At 64.4% G+C, this 24,223-nt stretch carries 24 protein-coding genes; 6 read left to right on the top strand and 18 right to left on the bottom strand.

The window, feature by feature from the left end; all coding sequences use genetic code 11:
• Positions 1–168: 168 nt before the first annotated feature.
• Positions 169–870 (top strand): glutamine amidotransferase-related protein, encoded by a 702-nt coding sequence (locus RJQ10_RS00630; protein WP_350142571.1) that lies wholly within the window; start codon positions 169–171, stop codon positions 868–870.
• Between the two features lie 20 nt (positions 871–890).
• Here the strand turns inward: RJQ10_RS00630 and RJQ10_RS00625 are convergent, their stop codons facing one another.
• Positions 891–1,331 (bottom strand): VOC family protein, encoded by a 441-nt coding sequence (locus RJQ10_RS00625; RefSeq protein ID WP_350142569.1) that lies wholly within the window; start codon positions 1,329–1,331, stop codon positions 891–893.
• Positions 1,332–1,429: 98 nt separating this feature from the next.
• Positions 1,430–2,920, bottom strand: coding sequence for an FAD-dependent oxidoreductase (locus tag RJQ10_RS00620; protein WP_350142567.1), 1,491 nt, complete (start codon positions 2,918–2,920; stop codon positions 1,430–1,432).
• Positions 2,921–3,154: 234 nt separating this feature from the next.
• Here RJQ10_RS00620 and rdgC point away from each other — a divergent pair, with 234 nt between their 5' ends.
• The 3 genes from rdgC to selD are packed head-to-tail and all read left to right on the top strand — an operon-like array spanning position 3,155 to position 7,362.
• On the top strand, positions 3,155–4,060 hold the full coding sequence (gene rdgC, locus RJQ10_RS00615) for a recombination-associated protein RdgC (protein WP_350142565.1): 906 nt from the start codon (positions 3,155–3,157) through the stop codon (positions 4,058–4,060).
• 12 nt (positions 4,061–4,072) lie between these two features.
• Complete coding sequence (gene mnmH, locus RJQ10_RS00610; RefSeq protein ID WP_350142563.1) at positions 4,073–5,176, top strand: tRNA 2-selenouridine(34) synthase MnmH; 1,104 nt, start codon at positions 4,073–4,075, stop codon at positions 5,174–5,176.
• Positions 5,170–7,362, top strand: a complete 2,193-nt coding sequence (selD, locus tag RJQ10_RS00605) for a selenide, water dikinase SelD (RefSeq protein WP_350142562.1) — start codon at positions 5,170–5,172, stop codon at positions 7,360–7,362. The genes mnmH and selD overlap by 7 nt, the downstream gene beginning before the upstream one ends.
• Here the strand turns inward: selD and RJQ10_RS00600 are convergent, their stop codons facing one another.
• From RJQ10_RS00600 to RJQ10_RS00565, 8 genes are all read right to left on the bottom strand, one after another.
• Positions 7,363–9,072 carry a potassium channel family protein gene (locus tag RJQ10_RS00600; RefSeq protein ID WP_350142561.1) on the bottom strand — a complete coding sequence of 570 codons (1,710 nt, stop codon included), beginning with the start codon at positions 9,070–9,072 and terminating at the stop codon, positions 7,363–7,365.
• Between the two features lie 7 nt (positions 9,073–9,079).
• The gene (locus tag RJQ10_RS00595) at positions 9,080–9,466 is read right to left on the bottom strand and encodes a DUF6394 family protein (RefSeq protein ID WP_350142560.1); all 387 of its coding nucleotides are present in this window, start codon (positions 9,464–9,466) and stop codon (positions 9,080–9,082) included.
• Between the two features lie 86 nt (positions 9,467–9,552).
• On the bottom strand, positions 9,553–10,359 hold the full coding sequence (locus RJQ10_RS00590; RefSeq protein WP_350142558.1) for a LytR/AlgR family response regulator transcription factor: 807 nt from the start codon (positions 10,357–10,359) through the stop codon (positions 9,553–9,555).
• Complete coding sequence (locus RJQ10_RS00585; protein ID WP_350142556.1) at positions 10,356–11,444, bottom strand: sensor histidine kinase; 1,089 nt, start codon at positions 11,442–11,444, stop codon at positions 10,356–10,358. Before RJQ10_RS00585 ends, RJQ10_RS00590 begins: the two co-directional genes overlap by 4 nt.
• Before the next feature lie 84 nt (positions 11,445–11,528).
• Complete coding sequence (locus RJQ10_RS00580) at positions 11,529–12,017, bottom strand: GNAT family N-acetyltransferase (RefSeq protein WP_350142554.1); 489 nt, start codon at positions 12,015–12,017, stop codon at positions 11,529–11,531.
• A gap of 6 nt (positions 12,018–12,023) precedes the next feature.
• Positions 12,024–12,446 carry an ion channel gene (locus RJQ10_RS00575; protein ID WP_350142552.1) on the bottom strand — a complete coding sequence of 141 codons (423 nt, stop codon included), beginning with the start codon at positions 12,444–12,446 and terminating at the stop codon, positions 12,024–12,026.
• Positions 12,447–12,508: 62 nt separating this feature from the next.
• Entirely contained in the window at positions 12,509–13,603 is a 1,095-nt protein-coding gene (locus RJQ10_RS00570) for a 3-ketosteroid-9-alpha-monooxygenase, oxygenase component (RefSeq protein WP_350142550.1), read from the bottom strand.
• A gap of 12 nt (positions 13,604–13,615) precedes the next feature.
• Entirely contained in the window at positions 13,616–14,803 is a 1,188-nt protein-coding gene (locus RJQ10_RS00565; RefSeq protein ID WP_350142548.1) for an acyl-CoA dehydrogenase family protein, read from the bottom strand.
• 321 nt (positions 14,804–15,124) lie between these two features.
• Between RJQ10_RS00565 and RJQ10_RS00560 the strand changes: the two genes are divergently transcribed.
• Together RJQ10_RS00560 and RJQ10_RS00555 are read left to right on the top strand one after the other, a co-directional pair.
• Positions 15,125–15,508 (top strand): hypothetical protein, encoded by a 384-nt coding sequence (locus RJQ10_RS00560; protein WP_350142546.1) that lies wholly within the window; start codon positions 15,125–15,127, stop codon positions 15,506–15,508.
• A 67-nt stretch (positions 15,509–15,575) separates the two neighbouring features.
• Positions 15,576–16,094, top strand: coding sequence for a DUF4124 domain-containing protein (locus RJQ10_RS00555; RefSeq protein ID WP_350142544.1), 519 nt, complete (start codon positions 15,576–15,578; stop codon positions 16,092–16,094).
• A gap of 21 nt (positions 16,095–16,115) precedes the next feature.
• On the opposite strand, the gene RJQ10_RS00550 is transcribed toward RJQ10_RS00555, so the two are convergent.
• The 8 genes from RJQ10_RS00550 to RJQ10_RS00515 form a co-directional block, all read right to left on the bottom strand.
• Entirely contained in the window at positions 16,116–16,874 is a 759-nt protein-coding gene (locus tag RJQ10_RS00550; RefSeq protein ID WP_350142542.1) for a hypothetical protein, read from the bottom strand.
• 13 nt (positions 16,875–16,887) lie between these two features.
• Positions 16,888–18,693: an ATP-dependent zinc metalloprotease FtsH gene (gene ftsH / locus RJQ10_RS00545; protein ID WP_350142540.1), complete on the bottom strand. Its 1,806-nt coding sequence runs from the start codon at positions 18,691–18,693 to the stop codon at positions 16,888–16,890.
• Positions 18,690–20,159: an esterase/lipase family protein gene (locus RJQ10_RS00540; protein WP_350142538.1), complete on the bottom strand. Its 1,470-nt coding sequence runs from the start codon at positions 20,157–20,159 to the stop codon at positions 18,690–18,692. The genes ftsH and RJQ10_RS00540 overlap by 4 nt, the downstream gene beginning before the upstream one ends.
• Positions 20,156–21,427: a DUF2254 domain-containing protein gene (locus RJQ10_RS00535; RefSeq protein WP_350142536.1), complete on the bottom strand. Its 1,272-nt coding sequence runs from the start codon at positions 21,425–21,427 to the stop codon at positions 20,156–20,158. The genes RJQ10_RS00540 and RJQ10_RS00535 overlap by 4 nt, the downstream gene beginning before the upstream one ends.
• A 63-nt stretch (positions 21,428–21,490) precedes the next feature.
• Positions 21,491–22,096 carry a DUF2238 domain-containing protein gene (locus RJQ10_RS00530; RefSeq protein ID WP_350142534.1) on the bottom strand — a complete coding sequence of 202 codons (606 nt, stop codon included), beginning with the start codon at positions 22,094–22,096 and terminating at the stop codon, positions 21,491–21,493.
• Between the two features lie 62 nt (positions 22,097–22,158).
• Positions 22,159–22,848: an SOS response-associated peptidase gene (locus tag RJQ10_RS00525; RefSeq protein WP_350142532.1), complete on the bottom strand. Its 690-nt coding sequence runs from the start codon at positions 22,846–22,848 to the stop codon at positions 22,159–22,161.
• 95 nt (positions 22,849–22,943) lie between these two features.
• Positions 22,944–23,735, bottom strand: coding sequence for a bestrophin-like domain (locus RJQ10_RS00520; protein ID WP_350142530.1), 792 nt, complete (start codon positions 23,733–23,735; stop codon positions 22,944–22,946).
• A 118-nt stretch (positions 23,736–23,853) separates the two neighbouring features.
• Positions 23,854–24,223: NAD(P)-dependent oxidoreductase (locus RJQ10_RS00515; RefSeq protein ID WP_350142528.1), on the bottom strand; the 370-nt coding region annotated here is incomplete at its 5' end.

Below are 24,223 nucleotides of genomic sequence, written 5' to 3'. Positions count from 1 at the left end.
ATTCTGGCAAGCCAAAATGGCAGCAACGTGACAGTGAGGTGTCAGTTCCATGACATCGGTTGCCGGCGGGTTCTGCTCGGTTTGACTCTCCCCAAGGTGGTATGGACAGCCCCGGGTAGCTTACCTACCATGCATGCTCTCAAGCTGGTGGGAAACCGGGGGCGATTGGTGAAACTGGGCATTCTGAAGACTGACGCGGTGCGGCCGGAGTGGGTACCGGATTTCGGCGAGTATCCGGACATGTTTGTCGCCCTGTTGGGACGGCTCGATCCCGAACTGGAGTTTGCGGTCTACGACGTAGAACAGGGCGAGTACCCGCAGGACATTGACGAAGTCGACGCTTATCTGATTACCGGCAGCAAGAGCAGTGTCTACGACGACAAGCCCTGGATCGCGACCCTGATGCAGTTTGTGCGGGAACTGGACCGGCGCCGGAAGAAGCTGGTCGGGATCTGCTTCGGCCACCAGCTGGTGGCCCACGCCCTGGGTGGCGAGACGGCGAAGTCGCCGAAGGGCTGGGGGGTGGGGCTGCACCGGCACCGCTTCTCGCGCCAGCCGGCCTGGCACGACCAGGGCGAGGCCGAGTTCGCGATCCTTGTCAGCCACCAGGACCAGGTGGTCAGGAATGCCCCGGGTGCGGAGGTGCTGGCAAGCAGCGAATTCTGCGAAAACGCGGTTTGCCAGATTGGTGAGCACATACTCACCTTCCAGGGGCACCCGGAATTCGTGCCCGGGTACTCCCGTGAAATCATGGAATTTCGCCGCCAGGTCATAGGCGAGCCCGCCTATGGCGCCGGTGTGGCGTCCCTGCGGGAGGCGCCCGAGAGCGAGCGCATCGGGCGCTGGATACTGGCGTTCCTCAAGTCCTGAGGCTCGCCATCAGCGGCGGCTTACCAGCTGCCGGTATTGGCCATTGACGCCCAGGGCTCCTGCGGCGGCAGTGAGCCGCCCGCCTGCAGCAGTTCGATGGAAATGCCGTCCGGTGAGCGGATGAAGGCCATGTGCCCGTCCCGCGGGGGGCGGTTGATGGTGACGCCCGCGTCCAGCAGGCGCTGGCAGGTGGCGTAGATGTCCTCGACCCGGTAGGCCAGATGGCCGAAATTGCGGCCACCGCTGTACTGTTCAGGATCCCAGTTCCAGGTGATCTCCAGCAGCGGGCTGCTCTCCGCCCCGGCGCGCTCCACATCCCCGGGCGCCGCCAGGTAGACCAGGGTAAAGCGGCCGCCCTCGCTCTCGTAGCGGTTCACTTCCACCAGGCCCAGTTTGTCGCAGTAGAATCCCAGGGAAGCGTCGAGGTCGCTGGCGCGCACCATCGTGTGCAGGTATTTCATCGCAGGCTTGTCCGTGTCAGCAGGTGTAGGAGGCGCAGCGGGCGGGAGATGCTCCGGCAGGGCGCCGTGAATTCCCGATTGTAACCGGACAGGGGCTGCTAACGCACGCGAGCTGCTGCCTGCCGCCCCGCCATGCGGCCGGAGAAGGTGGCATCGCCCACCGACATGCCGCTGCTGTAGCCCTCCGCCCGGCGCACGATGCCACAGGCGGTGCGGCCTGCGGCGTACAGCCCGGGAATGGTCTCGCGCTGCTCGTTGACCACTTCCCCGGTGGGCAGGGTGTCCAGGCCGCCGAGGGTGAAGTAGGGCACGAAAACGCCGCGGCCCGGGGTGAGGTCCAGGGCCACCAGCGGCGGCTGCAGGGGCTTCAGCCATTCCGCGGCCTTGTGGAACAGGGTGTCCTCCCCCGCCGCGCAGTCTTCATTGTAGAGAGCGATGGTGTGGGCCAGGGAGTCCTTGCGCAGGCCCAGCTCAGCCTCCAGCTCCGCCACGGACTCCCCGGTCGCGGCCACTGGTGCGCCGAGATAGCTGGCGGTCTCGTAGTCCGCGTAGTCCTCCACATTCAACACCATGTACAGGCGCTCGGAGGGCTGCTGCAGGGCAAAAGCGCCGAGCCGGCCGTGGTAGGAGTCCTCGTTGATAAAACGCTGGCCCTTGTCGGTGATGGCGATGCCGTGGGTCATGCTGGCGGGCGGGTAGAACGGCAGGCTGACAAAGCCCTCGTGCATGTTGACGGCGGCGCCCCCCACCGCGGTGCCCATGAGGATGCCGCTGCCCGTGTCGCCGGGGTTGCCTATGGGTTGGGTACCCCGGGTCAGCATCGGCGCGTGCTTGCGCACCATGTCCTCGTTCATGCAGAAGCCGCCGGCACAGAGAATGACCCCGCGCCGCGCCCTCACGTTCAGTTCGCGCTGGTTTTCCCGCACCACCAGGCCCACCACCGCACCGTCTTCGTCAATGATCAGGGTCAGGGCGCGGCTCTCGTAGTGCACGCTGATGCGCTCACGGCGATTGACGTTGTCGGTGACAATCCGCATGAACAGCGGGCCGCCGTTGTCCCCTTCCACGTAGAGGTTGTGACCGCGGGGGCAGGGTTTGGCAAGCTGCCTGAAGGGCCAGGCCTTCTCGCTGCCGGTGTAGAGCAGGCAGTCGTCGGTGAGCGCCATGATGGCCCGTTCGGCGTGGAAGCTGTCCTTGAACGGCACCCCCAGGTCCACCAGCCACTGGAAGTGCGCGGTGCTTTGTTCACAGTAGTTGCGGATCTTGGCCGCATCGGCCTGGGGCCCTGCACTGGCCATCATGTACTGGAACATGTCCTCGGTGCTGTCCTCGAAACCGCAGGCCTGCTGCACCCGGGTACCGCCGCTGCCACCCATGTAGATCTCGGCGCTGGAGAGCGCAGTGGAGCCGCCGCTGGCGCTGGCCAACTCAAAGATAATGACCTCTGCTCCGGCATCGGCTGCCTCTATGGCTGCGCAACCACCGGCGCCGCCGAAACCGACCACCGCGATATCCGTCTCAAGATCCCAGCCACTGACGGTCGCCGCTTTGCGCGGATGGCTGGGACTGGTCCTGGCGTTGCTGGTCATTGCGGTCACCCTGATTGAGATTTCCCGGCGATTAAACCGGCTTGCTCCCGATCGCTCAACGCGGTCAGCGCAATATGTTGTACACGCGCGCGATTTTCTTGCACCACCATGGCGCCCCGGAAGCGCCGCCGACCATGCCCGCCAAGCCGGCATGGGGTACAATCCCTGTCTTTTTGGTCGGGCCGCGCAGGCCGGGTCGCGCAGGTCGGGCCGCGGTCGCTAATGGAGTCTTCTATGTGGTTCAGGAATGTGCGGGCTTATCGCCTCACCACCCCTTTCGATGTAACAGCGGAACAGATGGAGCAGCAGCTGGCACAGCGCGAATTCCAGCATTGCAGCGCTACCCAGCCGGTATCCCTGGGCTGGGTACCCGCGCTCGGCGGCAGCACCAGCGCGCTGGTGCACCCGGTCAACGGTCGCTTCCTGCTGCGGATGCGTCGCGAAGAGCGGTTGCTGCCCTCCACGGTGGTGCGCGAACAGCTCGCGGAAAAGGTTGCGGAGATAGAGGAAGCCCAGGGCCGCAAGGTCTACCGCAAGGAGCGGCTTACCCTGCAGGACGAGATTGTGCTGGATTTCCTGCCCCGGGCCTTTACCCGCTCGGCCTACCTCTACGCTTATATCGACACCCGTGCCAACTGGGTGTTTGTCGAGGCCACCAGCGCCGCTCGTGCCGAGGAGATGTTGAACGTGCTGCGCGAGTGTATCGGCAGTTTTCCGGTGGTGCTGCCCCAGGTCAACAATGCGCCCACGGCTACCATGACCGCCTGGCTGGCACACCAGTCCCTGCCCAATGACTTTGCTTTGGGTGACGAGTGCGAGCTGCGAGAGCCGGGAGAAGAGGGCGGTGTGGTGCGCTGCCGCGGTGTCGATTTACTGGGCGAGGAGCTGGAAACACATCTCAATGCCGGCAAGCAGGTCGCCCGTCTTTCCCTGAGCTGGGAGGAGCGGGTGTCCCTGGTGCTGGCGGAAGATCTCTGCCTCCGGCGGCTGAAATTCTCCGACGAGCTGCTGAAGGAGAACGAGGACCTGCCGGAGGCGGACCAGGCGGCGCGCCTGGACGCCGACTTCGCACTCATGTCCGACGTCGTCACCCGCCTGCAGGAGCGGGTGATGGACCTGTTCGGCGGCGAAGCGGAGTAGCCGCCCCCGGTTATGGCCGTTCTGCCGGAAACCTCCGACTACCGCCAGCTGTTCCTGGCCGACACGCCGTTCCTGGATCTGCGCTCGCCGGGGGAGTTTGCCCATGGCAGCTTCCCCACGTCGACCAGCTTGCCGCTGATGAGCAACGAGGAGCGTGCCCGGGTTGGCACCTGCTACAAGCAGCGGGGGCAGGCTGCGGCGATTGCGCTGGGCCATGAGTTGGTGTCCGGTGCAGAACGGGAGCGGCGCCTCGCGGCCTGGAGCGAGTTTGCCCGCAACCATCCCGGCGGTTGCCTTTACTGCTGGCGCGGCGGCCTGCGTTCGCAGACCGTGCAGCAGTGGTTGGCCGAGGTCGGGGTCGTCTATCCCCGGGTCGTCGGCGGCTACAAGGCCATGCGCCGGTTCCTGCTGGAGGAGCTGGAACGGTCCCTGGAGAGCGCCCAGCTGGTGCTCATCAGCGGCCGCACCGGTACCGGCAAGACCCGGGTAGTCGCGGCCCTGGATCGCGCTCTGGACCTGGAGGGGCTGGCCCGGCATCGCGGCTCCAGTTTCGGTCACCTGCCGGAGGCCCAGCCCAGCCAGACCGACTTCGAGAATGCCCTCAGTATTGGCTTCCTGCAGTTGCTGCAGCGCGGCGAGGGCCCGGTTTTGCTGGAGGACGAGGGTCGCCTGATCGGCCGTCTGGCGCTGCCGGAAAACCTGCGCCAGCGCATGCAGGGCGCGCCCATGCTGGTGGTGGAGGAGAGTCTGGCAGAGCGGGTGGAGGTGATCCTCGCAGACTATATTGTCGATCTCGGCCAGCGCTACATGGCCAGCGAGGGCGTTGTGGAAGGCCCCGCCCTGCACCGCACCCGGTTGCTGGAAGGTCTGGACCGCATCCGCAGGCGCCTCGGCGGCGAGCGCCACAAGGCTATCCGTACCCTGATGGAGAAGGCCTTCGCCCAGCAGCGGGCCACGGGTGATATTGACGAGCACCGGGCCTGGATCGGCGCCCTGCTGGAAACCTACTACGACCCCATGTACAGCTACCAGTTGTCCCAGCGCGCGGGCAAGGTTCTGTTCCAGGGGCGGCGCGACGAGGTGATCCGCTTCGCCCGGGCCGGAGTTTCGTGCTGAAACAGGCGCAGCTTGCCCGGGACCTGGTGCTGGTCGGGGGCGGTCATGCCCACGCCCTGGCCCTGCGGATGATGGCCATGCGGCCGGTCGCCGGCGTACAGGTCACCCTGGTCTCCCCCGCCAGTCACACGCCCTATTCCGGCATGCTCCCGGGCCTGATCGCGGGCCACTATCGATTTGATGAAACCCATATTGACCTGTCCCGGCTGTGCCAGTGGGCGGGTGCGCGCTTTGTTACCGCCGAAGTCACCGGCCTGGACCCGCGGGGCCGTACCCTCACCCTGCCCGGGCGGCCGGCCCTGGCCTACGATGTGCTGAGCCTGGACATCGGTTCCAGCCCGGAGCTGGACAGCGTGCCCGGGGCTCGCGAGCACGCGGTTCCGGTCAAGCCGGTGGCGGATCTCTGGCAGCGATGGCAGGCCCTGGAGGCTGGTCTGGAGGAACGGTCCGGCCCCTGGCCAATGCGCCTGGCCCTGGTGGGCGGGGGTGCCGGCAGTGTCGAGCTGGCTCTGGCCATGGCCCACCGGCTGCGGGGCAAGCCCCTGCAGCTGACGCTGTTTTGCGGCGCTGCGAATATCCTCCAGGGCTACCATGGACTGGCGCGGGCGGCGGCGCAGCGGGCGCTGGCGAGCGCTGGTGTTGCCCTGCACTGCGGCAACCGTGTCGCCAGTGTCACGGACGGCAGCCTGGAACTGGACGACGGTCGCACCGCGCCGTTCGACGCTCTGTTCTGGTGTACCGGTGCGACTGCCGCCCCCTGGTTGGCTGCCAGCGGCCTCGATGTCGTGGAGGGCGGCTTTCTGGCGGTGCGCGACACCCTGCAAACAGTCGCGGACGACGCGATATTCGCCGCCGGCGATATCGCCACCCAGCTGGCCCATCCCCGGCCCAAAGCCGGGGTGTACGCGGTGCGACAGGCGCCGGTGCTGGCGGACAACCTGCGTCACTACCTGCTGGGCAGGCCGCTGCGCGAGCATCGGCCCCAGCGCCGCTTCCTCTCCCTGTTGTCGCTGGGCGAGCGCCGGGCCACGGCTGACCGGGGTCCCTTCGTCGCCACCGGCGCCTGGGTCTGGCGCTGGAAAGACCGTATCGACCGCGGTTTCATGGCCCGGTTCGAAGAACTGCCAGAGTCCATGCCTGTCGCGGCGGACAGCCTGCCCGAAACCCTGGCAGCGCAGGCCCAGGCGCCCTGCGGTGGCTGCGGCGCCAAGGTCGGCGGCGACAGCCTGGCCGCGGCGCTTGCCGAGCTGCGGCTGCGATACCCCACCCTGTGTCCCGAACCCGCCAGTGCCGATGACGCGGCGTTACTGCCGGTGCCCGCGGGCGGCGTTCAGTTGCAGAGCCTTGATATCCTCCGCGGCCTGGTGTCCGATCCCTGGCTGATGGGGCGCATCGCCGCCAACCATGCCCTGTCGGACCTCTATGCCTGCGGTGCCCGGCCCCTGTCCGCACTGGCGGCGGTCACCCTGCCCTTTAGTAACCCGGCCCTGCAGCAGCGTGAGCTGCTGCAGCTGCTGGCGGGGGCGCTGGCGGAATTCGAGCGCGTGGGCTGTCGCCTGGCGGGTGGACACAGTTTACAGGGGCCAGAGCTGGCGCTGGGGTTTGCCGTGACCGGTGAGCCAATGGCCGCGGGCAGGCTGTTGCCCAAACGGGGTTTGCGAGTCGGCGACCAGCTGCTGCTGACCAAGGCATTGGGAACCGGCACCCTGTTCGCAGCGCAGATGCAGTTAAAGGCCGATGGCCGGGATATCAGCGCGGCGACGCGGATGATGTTGCAGAGCAACCACGCCGCGGCCCTGCTGGCCCTGGCACACGACGCCTCCGCTGCCACTGACGTCACCGGCTTCGGGCTCTGGGGTCACCTGCTGGAAATGCTCGGCTCGGACCAGTCTGCGCAACTGTGGCTCGATGCGGTGCCGGCGCTGCCCGGGGCTCTGGCCAGCCTGGCGGCTGGCCTGCACAGCAGCATGCATCCGGCCAATGCCCTGCTGGCGGGCTGTGCTCTGGCGCCGGAGCCGCGGCGGGACCTGCTGTTTGATCCCCAGACCAGCGGCGGCCTGTTGCTGGGGGTTGCCCCCGAGCAGGCCGCGGCCCTGCAGCAGGCCCTGCGCGGAGCTGGCTATGCCGAGGCGGGGTTTATCGGTGAGGTGGTGGCTGCAGCCGACGAGCGCATACGCTGCCTTTGATCAGCCGCTGCGGCGCTCCAGCCACTGCCAGACCAGCCCCTGCTGCCGGTCCCGGCCGGTCAGCACATATTCCAGGCGCTCGTCGTTCTCCAGCACTGCTCGCAGGCGGTCGGCTTCGCCGTCGCGCCCCGCCAGCAGCAGTCGGTCTCCCAGGGCCAGCGGAAAGTCATCCGCGGGAAATAAAATATCCTGCTGTTGCCGGCGGATAAACAGGACTTCCAGGTGGAGGCGCTGCTGCCAGTCCCGGGGATCGGCCAGAAGCTTGCCCACGGTGACCTGGCGGCCGGCGGCGAGCACGCGGGCCAGGGCCGGTGTGCGCCGGGGGCTGATTCTGCCGGAGGAAAACTGCGGCGGATGATCGCTCTGGTGGCGCAGGAATCCGGCCAGTGCCTGGCGCGCGATATCGTTGTCCTGCTGTAACAGTTGCTGGGTAAAGGGTTCCACCAGGCTGGAGCTGATACGGCTGAGAATAGTACCGGCGACCACGCTGCTGGGCTGCCCCAGAAAGTCGGGCTCGGCGGCGCGGAACAGGGCATGGCTGGAGAGCCCGTTTTCCAGCACCACCTGAAACAGCCCCGGGTTGAGGGCTCGCGCGGTAATAAGGATCGACAGGTTGTCGGCATCGTCGTCGGTAACCGCGACAATACCCACCGCCCCCTCAACGCCCGCCGCGCTCAGCTCCTCGGCCTGGGTGCCGCGGCCGGGCACGGTGCCCGCGGGGCAGCCGGACTGTTCCGGGTCCGGGTGAATCACCACCACTTCCATCTGTCGCTCCTGCAGCAGTTTCCACACGGCGCGCCCGACCCGGCCGAAACCGCAGACAATCCACTTGCCCCGGGGGATGGATACCGGTTTCGCCAGGCGTGCATTGGGACCGGAGTTGAGCCAGTGGTAGAGCCTGAACAGATCGGGCTTGTCGATGGCTAGCTGCAGGCGCCGCTCGTATTCCTCGACGGGGTTGACCACGTAGTCGGTGTCGAAGGAGCGCATATTGTCCGCTTCGCTGCGGGTGTGGGTGCTGGCGTAGACGGCGACTTTATGATTCAACAGCGTGGCGCTGATGGCGATCTTGAGATTGACGTGGCCCTCGCCGGTGACCGCGATCACCCCGCTGCACCAGCGGCTGCGCAGCCCCGCCTCCACCAGGTTGTCGGGCAGGTTTGCGTTCATGCAGAAGGCGGTCACCGGCGCCTCGAATTCCTCGACTTCCAGCAACTCGATCTTGTCCTGGTTGTGCTCCACAACCACCACCTGGTGGCCGCGATCCGTCAGTGCGCGGGTCAGCATGCGCCCGGTGTCGCCGTAGCCGCAAACCAGGTAGAACGGCTCATCCAGATCGCGCACCAGCCGGGCCAGCCGCGTCCGCCGCAGGGCACGACGGTAGGCGGGGTCCTGCAGCAGGGAGATGATGGAACCGATGGAAAACAGCCAGGCAATCACGGTCAGATAGATGCTGACCATGGTCCACAGACGCTGGCCCGGGGAGAAGTCGTAGGGTACCTCGCCAAAGCCGATGGTGCTGCCGGTATAGCTGACAACGTAAAAGGCTTCAAAGAAGTTCATGGTCCACGGATTGCCCTGGTCATCGACGCCGGGGATCAGGGTGAAGCCTACGGTGGCGACGCTGTAGGCGAGGATCAGCACCGTCAGCGGCAGGCGCATGCGCCGCAGGAACAGGAATACCAGCGAGCTGTTGGCGGGGTTGCTCATGGCCCGGTTAGCGCCGGCTGAGACCCGCGGTATCCAGGGTCAGGAGCACCAGGGACACCAGGTTGGCCAGCAGCGCACCGCCGGACAGCGAAACAATAGACGCCATCACCCTCGGGGTCAGGCCAACTTCGGTAACGTGGACCGCAATGGTCCACACGATCACCGCTGCGATCAGGTGCAGGTTCACCACCAGGCTGGAGGCGAGCAGGATGGCGCCCATCTGCGAGCGTTCACCGAATTTGAGCACCGTGGCGATAAGGCCCACGACCAAAGCTGCGAACAGTTCATAGACATCGTGGTGTTGCGGGTTGTCGATATCGCCAATAAAAAAACCGAAGTTCAGCGTGACTGCCAACAGCACGAAAAAGCCGAACATCACCTTGCTCATGTTCATGAACACCACTCCCCAGACAAGACCTGCCGCCATTATGCGCCACTGGCGCCCGGTTGCCAGCCCCGCAGTGACTTCAGGTTCTGTCCTCAGGCTTCCAGCAGAGTCCGCACTCGCTCGCGGCAGCCCCGGCTCACCTTGACCTGGGTGCCGCTCTCGAGTTGCAGCAGGTATTCGCCGCTGTCCAGGCTGCGGGCGCCGGTGATGCCGGTGGCGTTGACGATGGTGCTGCGATGCACCCGGAGAAAGCGCGCGGGGTCCAGCATTGCCTCCAGCTCTTTCATGGTGATACGCATGATATGGGTCTTGCCCCGGGCGTGGATGCACATATAGTCACCGGCCGCGTCTATCCACTCGATATCCGCGACCCGGATGAAACTGATGGCGCCGCCGTCCCGGATGGTCAGCCGCTCCGGCCAGGACAGGCGCCCCTGGCCCGAAGCCATCGCCTCCACCGAGTGGGCGCTGGCGCCGGTCATGCCCATCACCAGCTCCATCAACCTGGCTTTGCTGAGGGCCGATTGCTGCTGTTCCCGCTGCTCCAGGGCTCGCTCCACCGCTTCCTGCAGACGCTGCTCGTCGACCGGCTTGAGGATGTAGTCCACCGCATGCACCTTGAACGCATCCACCGCGTACTCATCGTAGGCGGTGACGAAGACAATCATCGGCAGGGTGTCGGCCTGCAGCCGTGCCAGCACTTCGAAGCCGTCCATGCCGGGCATCTGGATATCGAGGAACACCAGCTCCGGTTCATGTTCGGCGATAGCGGCGAGGGCTTCCTGGCCGTTGCTGCATTCCGCCAGTATCTGCACCTGCGGGATTTGCTGCAGGCGCAGGGCGAGGCCGCGGCGCGCCAGACTCTCGTCATCGACAATGATCGCAGTCAGGCTAGTCATGGCTGCTTTTCCTCTGTCTCCAGTGGCAGCCTGATGGTGGTGGTCAGGCCGTGGGGTTCGGTGGTACCGAGGCGGACGGATTGCCGTTCCCCGTACAGTTCGCGCAGACGGTCGCGGATATTGTTGAGCCCGACCCCGCCGCCCTTGGGGCTGCGGCCAACGCGCATGTCCAGTCCTGGACCGTCATCGGCCACGACCAGCACCAGTTCACTTCCCTCCACCGTGGCGCTGACGCCGATGCTGCCGCCGTTAATCGCCGTCGCAATCGCGTACTTGATGGAGTTTTCCACCAGTGGCTGCAGCAGCAGGGAGGGCATCAGCGCTTCGCGCGCCTCCGGCGCGAGATTGAAATGCAGCTGCAACCGGTCACCGAAGCGCACCTTCTCGATATCCAGGTACAGGCGCAGCGCCTCGAATTCCTCGGCAGTAGTCACCTTTTCCATGGGATCGTTTTCCAGGGAATAGCGCAGAAAGCGGCTCAGGCGGCCGACCATGGTATTGGCGAGCTGCGTCTCCTGCTCAAGTATCAAGGTGGAAATCGCGTTCAGCGTATTGAACAGAAAATGGGGGTTCAACTGGTAGCGCAGCATTTTCAGCTGGGCCTGCTGGGCCATCGACATGGCCTTGAGCAGCCGCTCCTTGTCTTCCTGAACCAGCAGGTAGTACTTGATCCCGAAATACAGCACGCTCCACACCAGCATTACCCAGAATGCCGATACGGTGCCGGAAAAGTAGTTGTACCAGGCCTCCTCTACCTTGCCCAGGGGCTCTGCGGGAAACATCTGTCGAAACAGGGTGGCGCGCAGCCCCATCCAGACCAGCGCCGCGAGGTAGGAGCCTGCGAGCACGGCGAACGCGCGGCGCGGTATCGGCTGGTTCCAGGTAAGCCGGTACAGCCGGCGCAGCAGCAGGGTGAGGCCAATGCCGATCAGGCTCACCAGGGGCAGGTAGAACTCGTACCCAGCCGGTGGTTTGCTCCACACCGTGTTGCCGAGGTAATAGGACACCGCCCAGCCGCTCCAGCCAGCGGACTGGAGCGCCCAGAAGAGGATTTTCTTGTCCTGCAGAAGCTCCGAGGTGCGCATGACAACAGTATACGCCCTCGGCAGGCCGCTTCACCCCCGGCTTGTCGCACGCGGGGTGCACTTCATCGCGCAGCCTGCGGGCACTCAGTCGCTGGCGCGTGCGAACGCGTGCAGCGCTTTACCGGCAAGCCGGTAGCCTGTCCACTCACTCTGGGGCCGCGCGCCGAAGGATTCGTAGAAACGGATCGCGGGCTCGTTCCAGTCCAGCACATTCCACTCGAAGCGGCCGCAGCCCTCGGCGACCGCCTGCCTTGCCAGATACTGCAGCAGCGCCTTGCCGGCGCCCTTGCCGCGCTGCGCAGGGTCCACGTAGAGGTCCTCCAGGTACAACCCCAGCCGCCCCAGCCAGGACGAGAAGTTGTAGAAATACAGGGCGAACCCGGCTGTTTCGCCGCCCACCTCGCAGATCAGTCCGAATACCCGGGGGTGTTCCGCGAACAGCAGCTGGTGCAGGCTGGCTTCGGTGGCTTCGACCTCGTCCAGCGCTCGCTCGTAGAGGGCGAGGTCGCGGACGAAGCGGAGAATCAGGGCGCAGTCTGCAGGACGGGCCTTGCGAATGGTGATTTCGGACATGGCGGTTTAGCTTTGACTCCAGTTGCGTTGCATCTCGTAGAACAGGACGGTGGGGGCCCTGGTGATCAGTACCAGCCCGGTACGCGACTCGATTCCCACCAGGTAGCGAATTTCACCCTGCGGGAAAATGTCCCCGAAGCCCAGGGTTGAAAACACGGTAAAGGAAAAGTAGACGCAGTCCAGCAGGGTGCCGTCGAAGGTGCCGCCCAGCGATCCCCAGCCGAGTCGCATGGTCAGCAGGTAGTAGGCGATGGCAAATATCCACACCTCCACGGCATGTGCCACCAGCGCGCCGAGCACGCCGAGAACGATTCGCGCGCGGTGCACCACCGGGATCCGGGGCAGGGTGCGGGTCAGCCAGTGCAGCGCTTCGTAGTGTATGACCACCGCGAAAGCAACGATGAACCCGTTGACGAGAAAAACCATCATGGCGCGTGGTGTCCGTGGACGGAGACCCCATGGTAGCCGGAACCGCGCGCCACGGCACCCCTTCAGTGCTGGTCCCCGGCCGCCAGCACCTCCGCCACCGACGGACCCTCAACCGTGACGTGTTCTCGCGCCTTGACCTGGTCTGGGCGGATATCGGCCACATTGGTCATGAACTGGCTGTACCACTTGCGCACCAGGTGGATGGGGCCGTCGCCGTCGCACATCAGCGGGTTGTCGATGATGCACTTGTTGTTCCAGATTGCCACGTCCTGGTGAAAGGACTCGATGTTGAGCGCGGTGTATTCATCCAGCATGGCCTGGTTCTGGGCCGCGCTCAGCGCCGGATCCTTGCGGATCATGACCCCGAAATTGATGATGAAGTTGTGCATGTCCACGGGGATGTGGCTCACCAGCAGATGCACCTGCATCGGGTGGCCATCCATGCTGCCGCTCATGGTGGTGGTCATGTAGGCGGGGCCCTCGTAAGTGGCCACACTGGTGAGCAGCCCGCCCTCACTCTCCGTGAGTATCTGGTGGCCGCCGACCATGTACTGCACGAACTTGTGCCCCGCCATGGTGTTGCTGAACGACTTCACCGTGGAGTAGTGGATGGGCCCGAAGTGGGCCATGTCCGCCATGTTGTCCACCAGCTCCCGGCCCTGGGAGGCAATCGGGATGGCGCGCATTTCCCAGTCGGTCCAGTTGCCCGAATACCAGTCCGCCATTGCTTCCGGTTCCTGTTCGGGAATCGGCGGGTTGTTTTCCGGGTCCTGCCAGATAAATACCAGGCCGTTCTTTTCCAGGGTTGGCCAGGATTTGATCACCGCCTTGTCCGGTATCTTCTTCGCGTAGGGGATATCGTCGCAGACCCCGTCGGCGCCCCAGCTCCAGAGGTGGAACGGGCACACCACCGAGTTGCCGCAGACTTTGCCCTTGCTGAGGTCGCCGCCCATGTGCGGGCAGTAGCCGTCGAGGATATGCACCTCGCCGTCCCGCTCGCCGCGATAGGCCACCAGTTTGGTGCCAAATACTTCCAGCATGCGCGGCGTGGCGCTGACGCTGGCGGTATCGCCGATGACATACCAGCCCCGGGCGTAGCGCTCCGGGCGGGGCTCGGCCTTGATGATATAGGGATCGATCTTCTGTTGTACTGTCATGGTGTTCTCCTGTTACAGGAAAAAATCGGCGTTGGGCTGGCCCATCAGGGTGCCGCCCAGGTTGCGACCGAACTTGAAGGGGTTGTTGGCGACATGGGTGCGGCCGGCATTGATATCCAGCCACGCCCGGTTCAGGGGGTGGCCGCGATGGATGCCCTGGGCGCCGCAGGCGATGAACATGGCATTGATCGCCTCGGCGCATTTTGCGGCCACCCGGGAGGCGTCGAAACGCATCCTGATGCGGTCTTCCATGGGCAGGGTGCGGTCTTCCTTCGCCGCCGCCACCATCTGGTCGAAATTGCGGAACATGATGGTCTCGCACTCGTCGACCGTGGCAATGGCATTCGCCAGCGCCATCTGGGCGTCGGGGTCACTGGCGATCTTGTTGCCGTCGTTGAGGCCCACCCGGTCCCGGTTCACTTTCACATAGCTGTCGGTCACCCCGCGCAGGGCGCCGATGGCGGAGCTGCAGACCGCGCGGACGAAGATCTGGCCGAAAGGCAGGCGGAAGATATAGTGGCTGTTGACCGCGTTGCCGGGGCTGTTGCACTCGAAACCGTCCAGGGAGCGATGCGTGCGGTACTCCGGCACATAGGCGTCCTTCACCAGGATATCGTGGCTGCCAGTCCCTTCCAGGCCGCTGACATCCCAGTTGTCGACAATCTGGTAGTCGCTGCGCGGCACCAGGAAGGTGCGGTAGTCGGGTGCCTCGCCTTCCTTTTCCGGGGGTATCATCGCTCCGAGGAAGGCCCACTGGCAGTGTTTGGAACCGGAGGAAAAGCCCCAGTGGCCGCTCAGGCGGTAGCCACCGTCCACCCGGGTGACCTTGCCCACCGGCATATAGGAGGAAGAGATCAGCACGCTGCTGTCCTCGCCCCAGACATCCTGCTGGGCGCGGTCATCGAAGAGCGCCAGCTGCCAGTTGTGGATAGCCACCACGCCCAGGACCCAGGCCGTGGACATGCAGCCTTCGGCGAGGGTCATCTGGACCCGGAAAAACACCTCCGGGTCCATTTCGTAACCGCCGTAGCGGGCCGGTTGCATGATGCGGAAGTAGCCCGCCTCCTGCATCTCGCGAACGGTCGCCTCTGGCAGTTGGCCCAGGCTGGCGGCCTCCTGTTGCCGTTCCTTGAGCGCCGGGATCATTTTCCTGGCGCTGCTGTAAATGCGTTCGATGTCGGTCTGTTGTTGTGCGGTCATGGTCGTTCTCCCCTGGACGGTATCCGATAACTGCGACTATGCGGGGCCGCAGACGGGCAGCTCATACCTCATCTGCGTTATATGCGAGGCAAAGCGGAGCGTGATTGATCCAGATCAAGCCCTGTAGATGAGCCGGCCCCGGAGGCACAGGAAAATACAGGCAGTTCAGTTTCCTGTGCCTCGCGCGCTGGATTGGCGAATGGCGTTTGCGGGCCTGGACGGACTGGAGCGATACGGATGAGCGACTATACTGGTAAACATGCTTGGCTCCCGGTTCTGCCTGGGGAGCCGTTTAATTTCCTTGCCTGGAGAACTGCGGTCATGAGCAGCATCTGGCGAACCCTGAAATCCGCCCTGGGCCAGGACGCCGCCCCTGTGCGTTCGAAACACCGTCGCGCGAGTGCTTCCCGCAAGCCATCGGCGCCTCGTCCGCCGTTCCGCGCCTGCACCATTGAGCCGGGGCCGGATGCCTGCGCGGCGGTGACAGTGCTGCAGAAGCAGCGCTTCCTGCAGATGGAGGCGCCGCTACTGCCCCTGCCCGAGTGCGGTCGCATCCAGTGCAAGTGCCGGTACCGCTGGCATGACGACAGGCGGAGCCCACGCGATGACCGGCGCACCATGAGCGGGGTGCTGTCCCGGATCTATTCGCGAACGACAGAGGAACGGCGACATGCCGATGGCCGTCGGGCCAACGACAGTTACTGACCAGTCGGTGGCGCCCGCTGTTGGCAGCAGTGCGGAACCTTGGGGAAAGCAAAGGTTCAGAGCCGGTATGCTGCTGCGGTTGTTGTTCAGTGGTGTTCTCGCGTTTGCCTGTGCTGCGGCGGCAGCCCCCACCACGGTCTACCGGACCGTGGATGAGCAGGGGGTAGTGAGCTTTTCCGACCAGCCGCCGGCGGACCCGGCGGCGGCGGAGGTCATTGCTGTCAACCCACCGCAGGCAGCACCAGCGGCGGAATCCCTGCAGCAGCTGGAGGCCATGCGGGAGACCACCGAGCGCATGGCGGCGGACCGGCGTGAGCGGGAAGCGCAGCGCGCGGCGGCGCGAGAGAGGCAGTCCGACAGCACAGCTGCAGCGGAGCAGCACCGGGCGTCGCCCGAGGTGCGTTACGAGTACCTCTACCTGCCGTCGCGGGTCCCCTTCAGGCCATGGCGAGCCGGCCCGTATCCACCACACCGGCCGTACCCGGTACCCCAGAGGCCCGCACCCGAGGGCGCCGGTATCAAGGCCCGGGGGCCCCCGGCCAATTCACAGCTGATGCGGCCGATCCTGCCGCGTGACCGGGACTGACGGGCCCGCTGCGGCGGGAGTTTAGCGTGGCGGGTCCGCGGCAGGCTGGCAACGTGGCCAGTCCCCGGGCAGTGGCCCGCGGTGCCGCAGCGGGCTGGCGAGCCCGCGAATGTTATGGTTGAGGATCTGCGGCATGCCCTCGCCGCCGCTGAACGCCAGCTGGAAGAACAGCTCACCCTGCTCGAAAGTGAACACTTGCTTACCCTCGGAACCCAGTTGCCACGCGGCGACATCCGCCCACATGGGGCCGGCGACAAGAAAGCCATCGCAGGTCCGGGTCACGAACAGTTGTCGGTCCGGCTGCTCGTCACTGGCGTAGATACCGGCGAAGCGCTCAAGATCCGCGCGCGCGGGACCGCGGTCTGTGGCCTCTGCTTGCTGGCCTGCGCTGCCGTCTTGCGCGCTGGCCGGGGCTCCGGTTGTGGCGGCAATCTCCGCCGCAGCCGCTTCCATCTCCGCCACCAGGGCCGCCTGTGACTGCAGGGCGGCGTCGAGTTCCGCGAGGCTGATGATGGATACCATTTCCATCACCGCCATACCGGCTTCGATATTGCCCTCCTGGAGATAGCGCGAGCCCAAATCGGCGAGGGCGTCCAGGTCCGGTTCATAGTCATCGGCAGCGCTGGCCCACAGCTCGGCAAAACGCTCCCGGGCGGCATCGACACCCTGGCTGTCGATCCATCGCGCCACCTCGGCGGACAGGGGCGGTCCGGCGACAGCGAGACCGGAAAACAGCAGCAGGCCCGCCAGCGCGAGGCCCGGGATACGCGAGGTGTTCATATAATCCCTTCGGTCATTGTTTGGCCGGCGCCAGGGCCGGAAAGTCTTCCGGTGTCAGCGTCTCCTTGTCCAGGAGCAGCTGCGCGCCCTCGTCCAGCAGCGGCCGGCGCTCGACCAGGATCTCCCCGGCTCGCCGGTAGGCGGTATCGATCAGTTCGCGAATCGCCAGGTCCACTTCGCGGGCGGTTGCCTCGGAGTAGTCTTTCTCGCGTATTCCGACCTGCTGGTCGCCGAGATAGCTCGTGGTCTGGCGTTCCAGTACTGCCTGGCCCAGTGCCTCGGTCATGCCGAAGCGGGTGACAATCTGGCGGGCGATATCGGTGACCTTGGCCAGGTCGTCGGCGGCGCCCGTGGAGATTTCGCCGAACACGGTGAGCTCCGCGGCACGCCCCGCCAGCAGCACGGTCATGCGGTCCTGGAGTTCCCGGGTGGTCAAGAGGAAGCGATCATCCGTGGGTCGCTGCATGGTGTAGCCCAGGGCCCCGATCGAACGGGGAATGATCGACACCTTGTGCACCGGGTCGCTGCCGGGAATGCTCGCCGCCACCAGGGCGTGGCCCATCTCATGGTAGGCAACCACCTCCCGCTCGTGGGGCTGCAGCAGTCGGCCCCTGCGCTCGGCGCCGGCGACCACGCGCTCGACCGCCGCGGTGAAATCCGCCGTACCCACTTGCTGCCCGCTGCGGCGGGTGGCGACTATGGCCGCCTCGTTGACCAGGTTGGCGAGGTCGGCGCCGGTGAAACCGGGGGTAATACCGGCGATCTGCTCCAGGTCCACCTCCGCGGCGAGCTGGATACGCTGGGCATGGACCTTGAGGATCGCGTGCCGGCCCTTGCGATCGGGCCGGTCGAGTACCACCTGGCGGTCGAAGCGACCGGCGCGCAGCAGCGCGGGGTCGAGGATTTCCGGGCGGTTGGTCGCGGCCAGCAGCACGATACCTTCCCGCGGATCAAAGCCGTCGAGCTCCGCCAGCAGCTGATTCAGTGTCTGTTCCTTCTCGTCCTGCCCGCCGAAGCCGCCCAGTCCGCGACTGCGCCCCAGGGCGTCGACTTCATCGATAAAGATGATGCAGGGCGCTGCCTTGCGCGCCTGTTCAAACAGGTCGCGCACGCGGGCGGCACCGACGCCGACGAACATCTCGACGAACTCGGAGCCGGAAATGGAAAAAAACGGCACGCCGGCCTGTCCGGCCACTGCCTTGGCGATCAGCGTCTTGCCGGTGCCGGGGGGGCCGACCAGCAGGATACCCTTGGGAATCCGCGCCCCCAGGCGTCCGTAGCGCTCCTTGTCCTTGAGGAAGGAGACGATCTCCTGCAACTCCATCTTCGCCTCATCGACCCCGGCCACATCATCGAAGGTCACCCCGGTGTCGCGTTCCACCAGCACCCGCGCCTTTGACTTGCCGACATTTACCATGCCGCCGAAACCCTGTTTCTCCGCGAAGCGGCGAAAGACAAACATCCAGATGGCCAGGAACACCAGCAGCGGCAGCAGCCAGGACACCAGGTTGGAGAGGAAGGTGTTCTGCACCGTGCCGGTAAAGATTGCACCGGAGTCCTTGATCTGTTCGGCCAGCGCCGGCTCCACCCGGTTGGTGACAAAGTACTGCTTGCCGTCGATCGCATCCTTGAAGCGGCCGCTGATCCGCTCCTGCTCCACCGTGAGCTCGACGATGCGACCGTCACCGAGCATGTTGAGGAACTCGCTGTAGGGGATAACCTCCACGTTGCGGGTGGTGGCCCACCAGTTCTGGAACAGCATGATCAGGAGTACGGCAACGAAAAGATACCAGGAGTTCCACTGGTGCTGCTTGTTCATGACTGCGCTTCCCCGCTCTCGTCGCGGACTCTCAACACCAGTGCACCGGATTGCAGATGGCGGGATTTCAGTTCGAAGCGGATATCGTCACTGCGCGGATGCCGCGTGCCGGCGCCGGGGAGATCGCTGTCCAGCGCGGTCCAGCTGGCGCGGACCAGGCGGCCCTCGCCGCCGTCAGTATCCCGGATACCCACAGTCAGCGTATCCTGGAACAGGTGCTCTCCGCGGTAGTGCCGGTCCTTGAGCACCCGGCGTTCTCGCACATAGTGCGGCAACAGGCGCAAGCGGATCTGGAAGTGGGAATAGCGCTCGCGGCTGCTCGGCCGGCGGGAGCGGGCGAGATAGGTCCGGAACAGGGTTTCGTGGCCCTGCTCCAGGTCCCGTGCGCCCACTGTCAGAGCCGAACCGTGTTCCTCGCGCTGGTCAGTCATCACCACTTCTTCACCCCGGATCAGTACCGTGGCCTCCACCAGCAGGAAGCGCAGGTCCTCGTCCCGACGCAACCCATCCTCCAGGCGCAGGCCCTCAAGATCGATTTTCACACTGGTATCGCCGAACAGGAAGCGCTGCAGGTTCTGGTAGCCCTCCTCGGAATTGACGATTCCCATGGGTCCGCTGTGGCTGCGGTAGACGAAGGCGCGGCTGCTGCCGTGCACATAGGCGTGGTCCATCTGCACCAGGCCGTCGCTGCCGGGCCCCACTGCCAGGCGGGCCAGGTTGTAGTCGCTGTGATTGGTACCGATCAGCGAAAACACCCGCTCCACCGGGAAGTGGTTGCCGATCTCGTGCAGGCGTCGCTCGTCCCAGTCCCGCGGAAAGCCGAGGTACTGGCGCATGCGCACCGGGCCGAACGTGTCGGAATCATTGAGACCCAGTAGATCGCGCACATTGGTCAGGAAGCCCAGGCCCCGGCGGAAGTGGATTCCGCGATGCGGACTGGCGTAGGTGAACAGCCGCGCCACACGCTTTGGCGCGTTTTTCTTCAGCACCCGCTGGATCAGCGAGCGGCAGACCAGCCCGCCCATGGAGTGGGCGACCAGGTGCACCTGCCGGGCCCCGGTCTCCCTGAGAACAAAATCCAGTAGCAAACCCAGGTTCTTGCCCAGGGTCTCGATATCGTCCCGCTTGCCGTCGCCGACCCGTTCCGAGCTGCGGTCGTAGTAGCGGTAAACCCAGAGCGAGCGGGGTGGAAAACCCTGCTCCCGGTAGCGCTCATCCTCACCATTGAGCAGTCGGACCGCACCGTCGTCGTCGACGCGGGCAAAGATATCGGCGTAGCCGTGATCCTTCATCAGTCGGACCAGCGGGCTCTCGAAGATAAAGAAATCGGGATCGCCGTCCGGCCCGGTCCGCACCTGGGTACTGCCCTGGTTGAAGCCGTAATAGGGCAGGTTCACCGTGGCCTCCACGGCCCCTTCGCTACCGGCATAACCGCGTACGTAGATGATTGGCAGGTATCCGCTCATGTGTGCTCCCTGTCAGTCGCGCCGCGAACGGTCGCCAGGTCTTCCGGAAGTTCCAGCGCAATTGCACAACGCTCCAGCGCCAATCGCTGATGATAGTTGGCTGCGTCGCGCATTTCTTCGTCGCCGAGCGAGGCCAGAGTGGCCAGCGCTTTCTGCAGCCGAACTGCAACCTCCACTTGACCCGCTCCGTCCCGGGCAAGCGTGGTAAAGGCGTCATCGAACATATCCCGGATCGAGATCCTCGGCACCTCCACCCGATCGTAGCGCAGTTGACCCCCATCCTGGGCCGCCGTCGATTCGGACCACATTAGAAACAGCCGCACCAGCCGTCCGACCACATCAATCGCAGTGCCGGGATCGTTGACCGCGGGCGACAACGCCTTTCCGGCGATCTCCGAAAGTACAACCAGACCGAACCTTGGGTCGTCATCAAATCGCCGCTCGGTGTCGATGCCGAACGCTGCAATGATGCCCTTGTCGTCAGGCACGGGAGGGTCAACACGAGAACCAGTGATAAAAGCCAATGGCCGGTCTGGCGTGGCCAAGGTGCCCGGCAAGGCCGCCACGACTACTCGTGTCCCGGCCTTCTCCGCCCAGGCCTGGAGCGCGGCGATGTCGACGTGTTGCACGTAACCGACCCTGGTCGCGAACACTGCTTGTCCGGCGGGGAGAGGTCGCGCCAAACATGCCTCGAGGGTTGGTGCATCCCGCCGCCGTCGCAGCGCTTCACGCGTTGCCCTTTCCACCTTGTCGAGCGTCGACCCCATCCGCCCGAGCCGGGCGATGCCATCAACCCAGCGGACAAAGGTGAAAATGACAATGCTGAATACTAGCGCAGCGATAACGAAAAGAATGAAAAGGCCCCCTGCCTGGTAATAGCCGTTCTCAACCACTGTGAGAGCGACGATGGAAAAAATGAATGCACCGACAAAAGCTGAAAGGGCGTTCTGCGAGGCATCGTCTGCAATGAGCAGGGTGAATGCCCGCGGCGTTGCAGTGCTGCTTGCAGCCGCGTACGCTGAAACCATCGAACCGACCGAGAACGTGGCAATGACCAGCATGCTGGAGGCCATGACGGACAGCAGCTTGACAACCGAGCCCTCTGTAACCTCTGGCACCAATTGCCCCAGTCGGGCGTCATCAAAAAGCTTTGCGACGAAAACCATGCCAATCGACAGCAGGCAAACCATTAACGGCTTCACCCACAGTCGCTCGCGGAGCTGGTTGACCAGAAACCTGGCGCGATCGGTCGAAATCATGGCATTCATGTCAATTTCCCTGAGCCTGGTTCAGCGGTCAGTGTCTTCCGTGCGGTGAAGGTGACAACGCAATCATGGTGTCAGTTTCGCCAGTTGCCGGTCGTGCAGGAAAGACAGGGTGAGCAACGCGCCGCAACTGCCGAGCAGGGCCAGGGCCATATCCGATTGCGTGTCCCACTCGTAGCCCTGGGTGCCCAGAAATGCCTCGGCCCCGATGCCCGCGGCAATGGCCACCCACCACTCTATGAGTTCGTAAAAAGCGCTGAAGGCCAGGCAGACGGAGATCACAAACAGGACCAGCCACTTCGACCCATTGACGACTTCTTTCCTGATGAGAATCTCCCTGGCCAGGATCGCCGGGACAAAACCCTGGAAGAAGTGCCCAACCTTGTCGTAATTGTTTCTCTCGCTGCCGAACAAACCGTCGAACAGCGGAACCTCCGCATAGGTGTAATGGCCCCCGACCATCAGGACCACGCAGTGCAGCAGCACCAGCCCATAGAGCATCGGCGTCAGGGGGAACGACCGGCGGGTCGCCGCCAGCAGTGCCGCTCCAATGATCGCGGGGGCAACCTCAAGCAGCCAGGTGAATTGATCCTTCGGGTTGATACCCGACCAGACCAGGACAAGCGCAAAAATTGCTATCCACAGATACTTGATGGCCCGCCACTCCTGCATTCTTGTTCCTGACTGGAGTCTAGCGCGATTAGGGCTCCTTATGTACTGCGCGGGGTACGCCCTTACGCCTTCGGCCCGGCCACCGGGCCTCGCAGTTTCACCGGCGGGCCGGTTGGCTCGAAGAGGGCGGGGTCTTTCCGCGTGGAGTTGCCGACCGCGCGGTTGACCGGATAGAGCTCAAGGTCGAATTTCAGGGCGGGGGCCAGCATCCTGTCGTCGACGGCTATGGCCTGCTCGTTGTCCAGCCAGCGCAGGCACTCCTCGCGGGTCAGCAGCACAGGCATCCGCTTGTGCCACGGGCGGAAAGCTTCGGCCGCCTCCGTTGTCACCAGGGTACAGGACAGCAATGGCGGGTTCGCACCTTCCCAGACATCCCACAGCGCCGCCACCGCGATGCACTGTTCCCGGTTGGTGATTACCCAGGGCTGCTTCTGCCCGTCCTCCATGCGCCACTCAATGAAGTTGGACATTGGCACAACGCCGCGCTGGTGCCGGAACGGGCCGCGGAAGGCGGGGCTTTTGGTCAGCGTTTCGGCGCGGGCGTTGAACATGCTGTATTTGCTGCTCACCTCCTTTGCCCAGGAAGGCACCAGCCACCACCTGGCCATGTCGCCCTGTCCCGGGCGCAGCAGCAGGATGTCCTCGGTGGGTGCGATATTGAAGCGCGGCTCGGGCAGCGGGGAGTCAATGCCCAGGTAATTCATCAGGTCCTGGAGCCCGGGCAGGTTGGTGATGTTGAAGCGGCCACACATGGGAGTGGGATGGCCCGACTACGGCCTGTGCCCCGGGGCGGGAAGGTTCAGATTTCCCCAATGGCAGACTTGCCGCCCCGGTATTCGGTGGTGATTCATCTCCGGGCCTCGTCTAGCAGTTCAACAAGCGCACTCTGGTTTACCTGTATCAGGCCGCGTTTGGGTCGATCAAGATCAATGATGATGAAAACTATCAATGTGATCAGCGTAGACACCAGCACGATCGGCACGAATATGCGTTGACCGCTCAGCCCGGCCGAGTAACCCATGATTCCGCCCGATGAGATAAAAACGATAAACAGCAATATCAGCACAACTTCCGGCACCTGCATTTGCAGCAGCGCATTTCTCTTCCCCTGGCTATCGATGACCTCATTCAGGGAATTGACGAATGCTCCCAACGTTACCGGGCGCGGGTCAACCTCTGTTGCGGCGATGGCCAGTGCCCACAGTCGGCTCTGCAGATCGCCAATCCGGTCATTGTAGGCAGCGCGCTCCTCGACCCTGGTAAGGTCCAGCTGGCCTATCTCCACCCGTAGACCGATATACTCCTGAAACAGGGTGCCGGCCTGCTCCCTGAATTCCTCCGGCAGCAATTGCACGCGGAGTACGGCGGTGCCGATGGCATTGGCTTCATCTATCAGTGCCATGCTGCGGTTGTCAAAGCGTTGCATGGACATGCTGAAGGTAAATCCGAGCAACAGGGCCAGCAAACCCAGTATGCTCGCCTGAATGGAGCCGGTCAGTGACTTGGCTTCGCTGTCAGTGTGGGCCTGGACAAAACGCCCTATCCTGAACCCGACCTCATTGAGCACAATGATCGCAATGAAAAGTATGACGACGATGGCTACACTGCCGTGCCCATAGAGTAGCTCCTGTTGATTCATGCAGATTCCTTGTCGAGTAAGATGCAGGGGTTCAGCGGTCTGGCAAAGATGAAAGGGCAATTGCCGAAGCAAGCCTGCCGTGGTCGATAGTCGAGTATAGCCCTGGCGTGGGTGTTGGTTACAGCCTGTTGCCCTTCAATGCAGAGGGCGATTGGCACCCGACGATCGCGGGTGCCTCCCGGATGAGACTGTCATCCTGCAGCGCCCTGACCATGAACAGGGCAAAATCAATACGGCGGGTGAGATTACTCTCCAGCATCGGGTCGCCCACGTGCCTGCTCCATACGGGCAGACCCTGGGTTTCGCCCTCCTCGAGGTCACTGCCTCGAACCACCGTCCACCTGGTTTCGCTCTCGAACACCCGCCGGCAGGCTTCTACCTGATCGTCCAGCTCGACCAGCCGCAACCACCTCGCCAGACTGCCGAAGATTTTTACCATGGCCAGCAATTGCCATGAGTACACATCCTTGCCGTCCCGGCTGATGTGC

The organism is Haliea sp. (assembly GCF_040222615.1).
Classification (GTDB): Bacteria; Pseudomonadota; Gammaproteobacteria; order Pseudomonadales; family Halieaceae; genus Haliea.
Note: the sequence above shows the minus strand (reverse complement) of the source record. Positions and strands in the feature narration are given on the sequence as shown.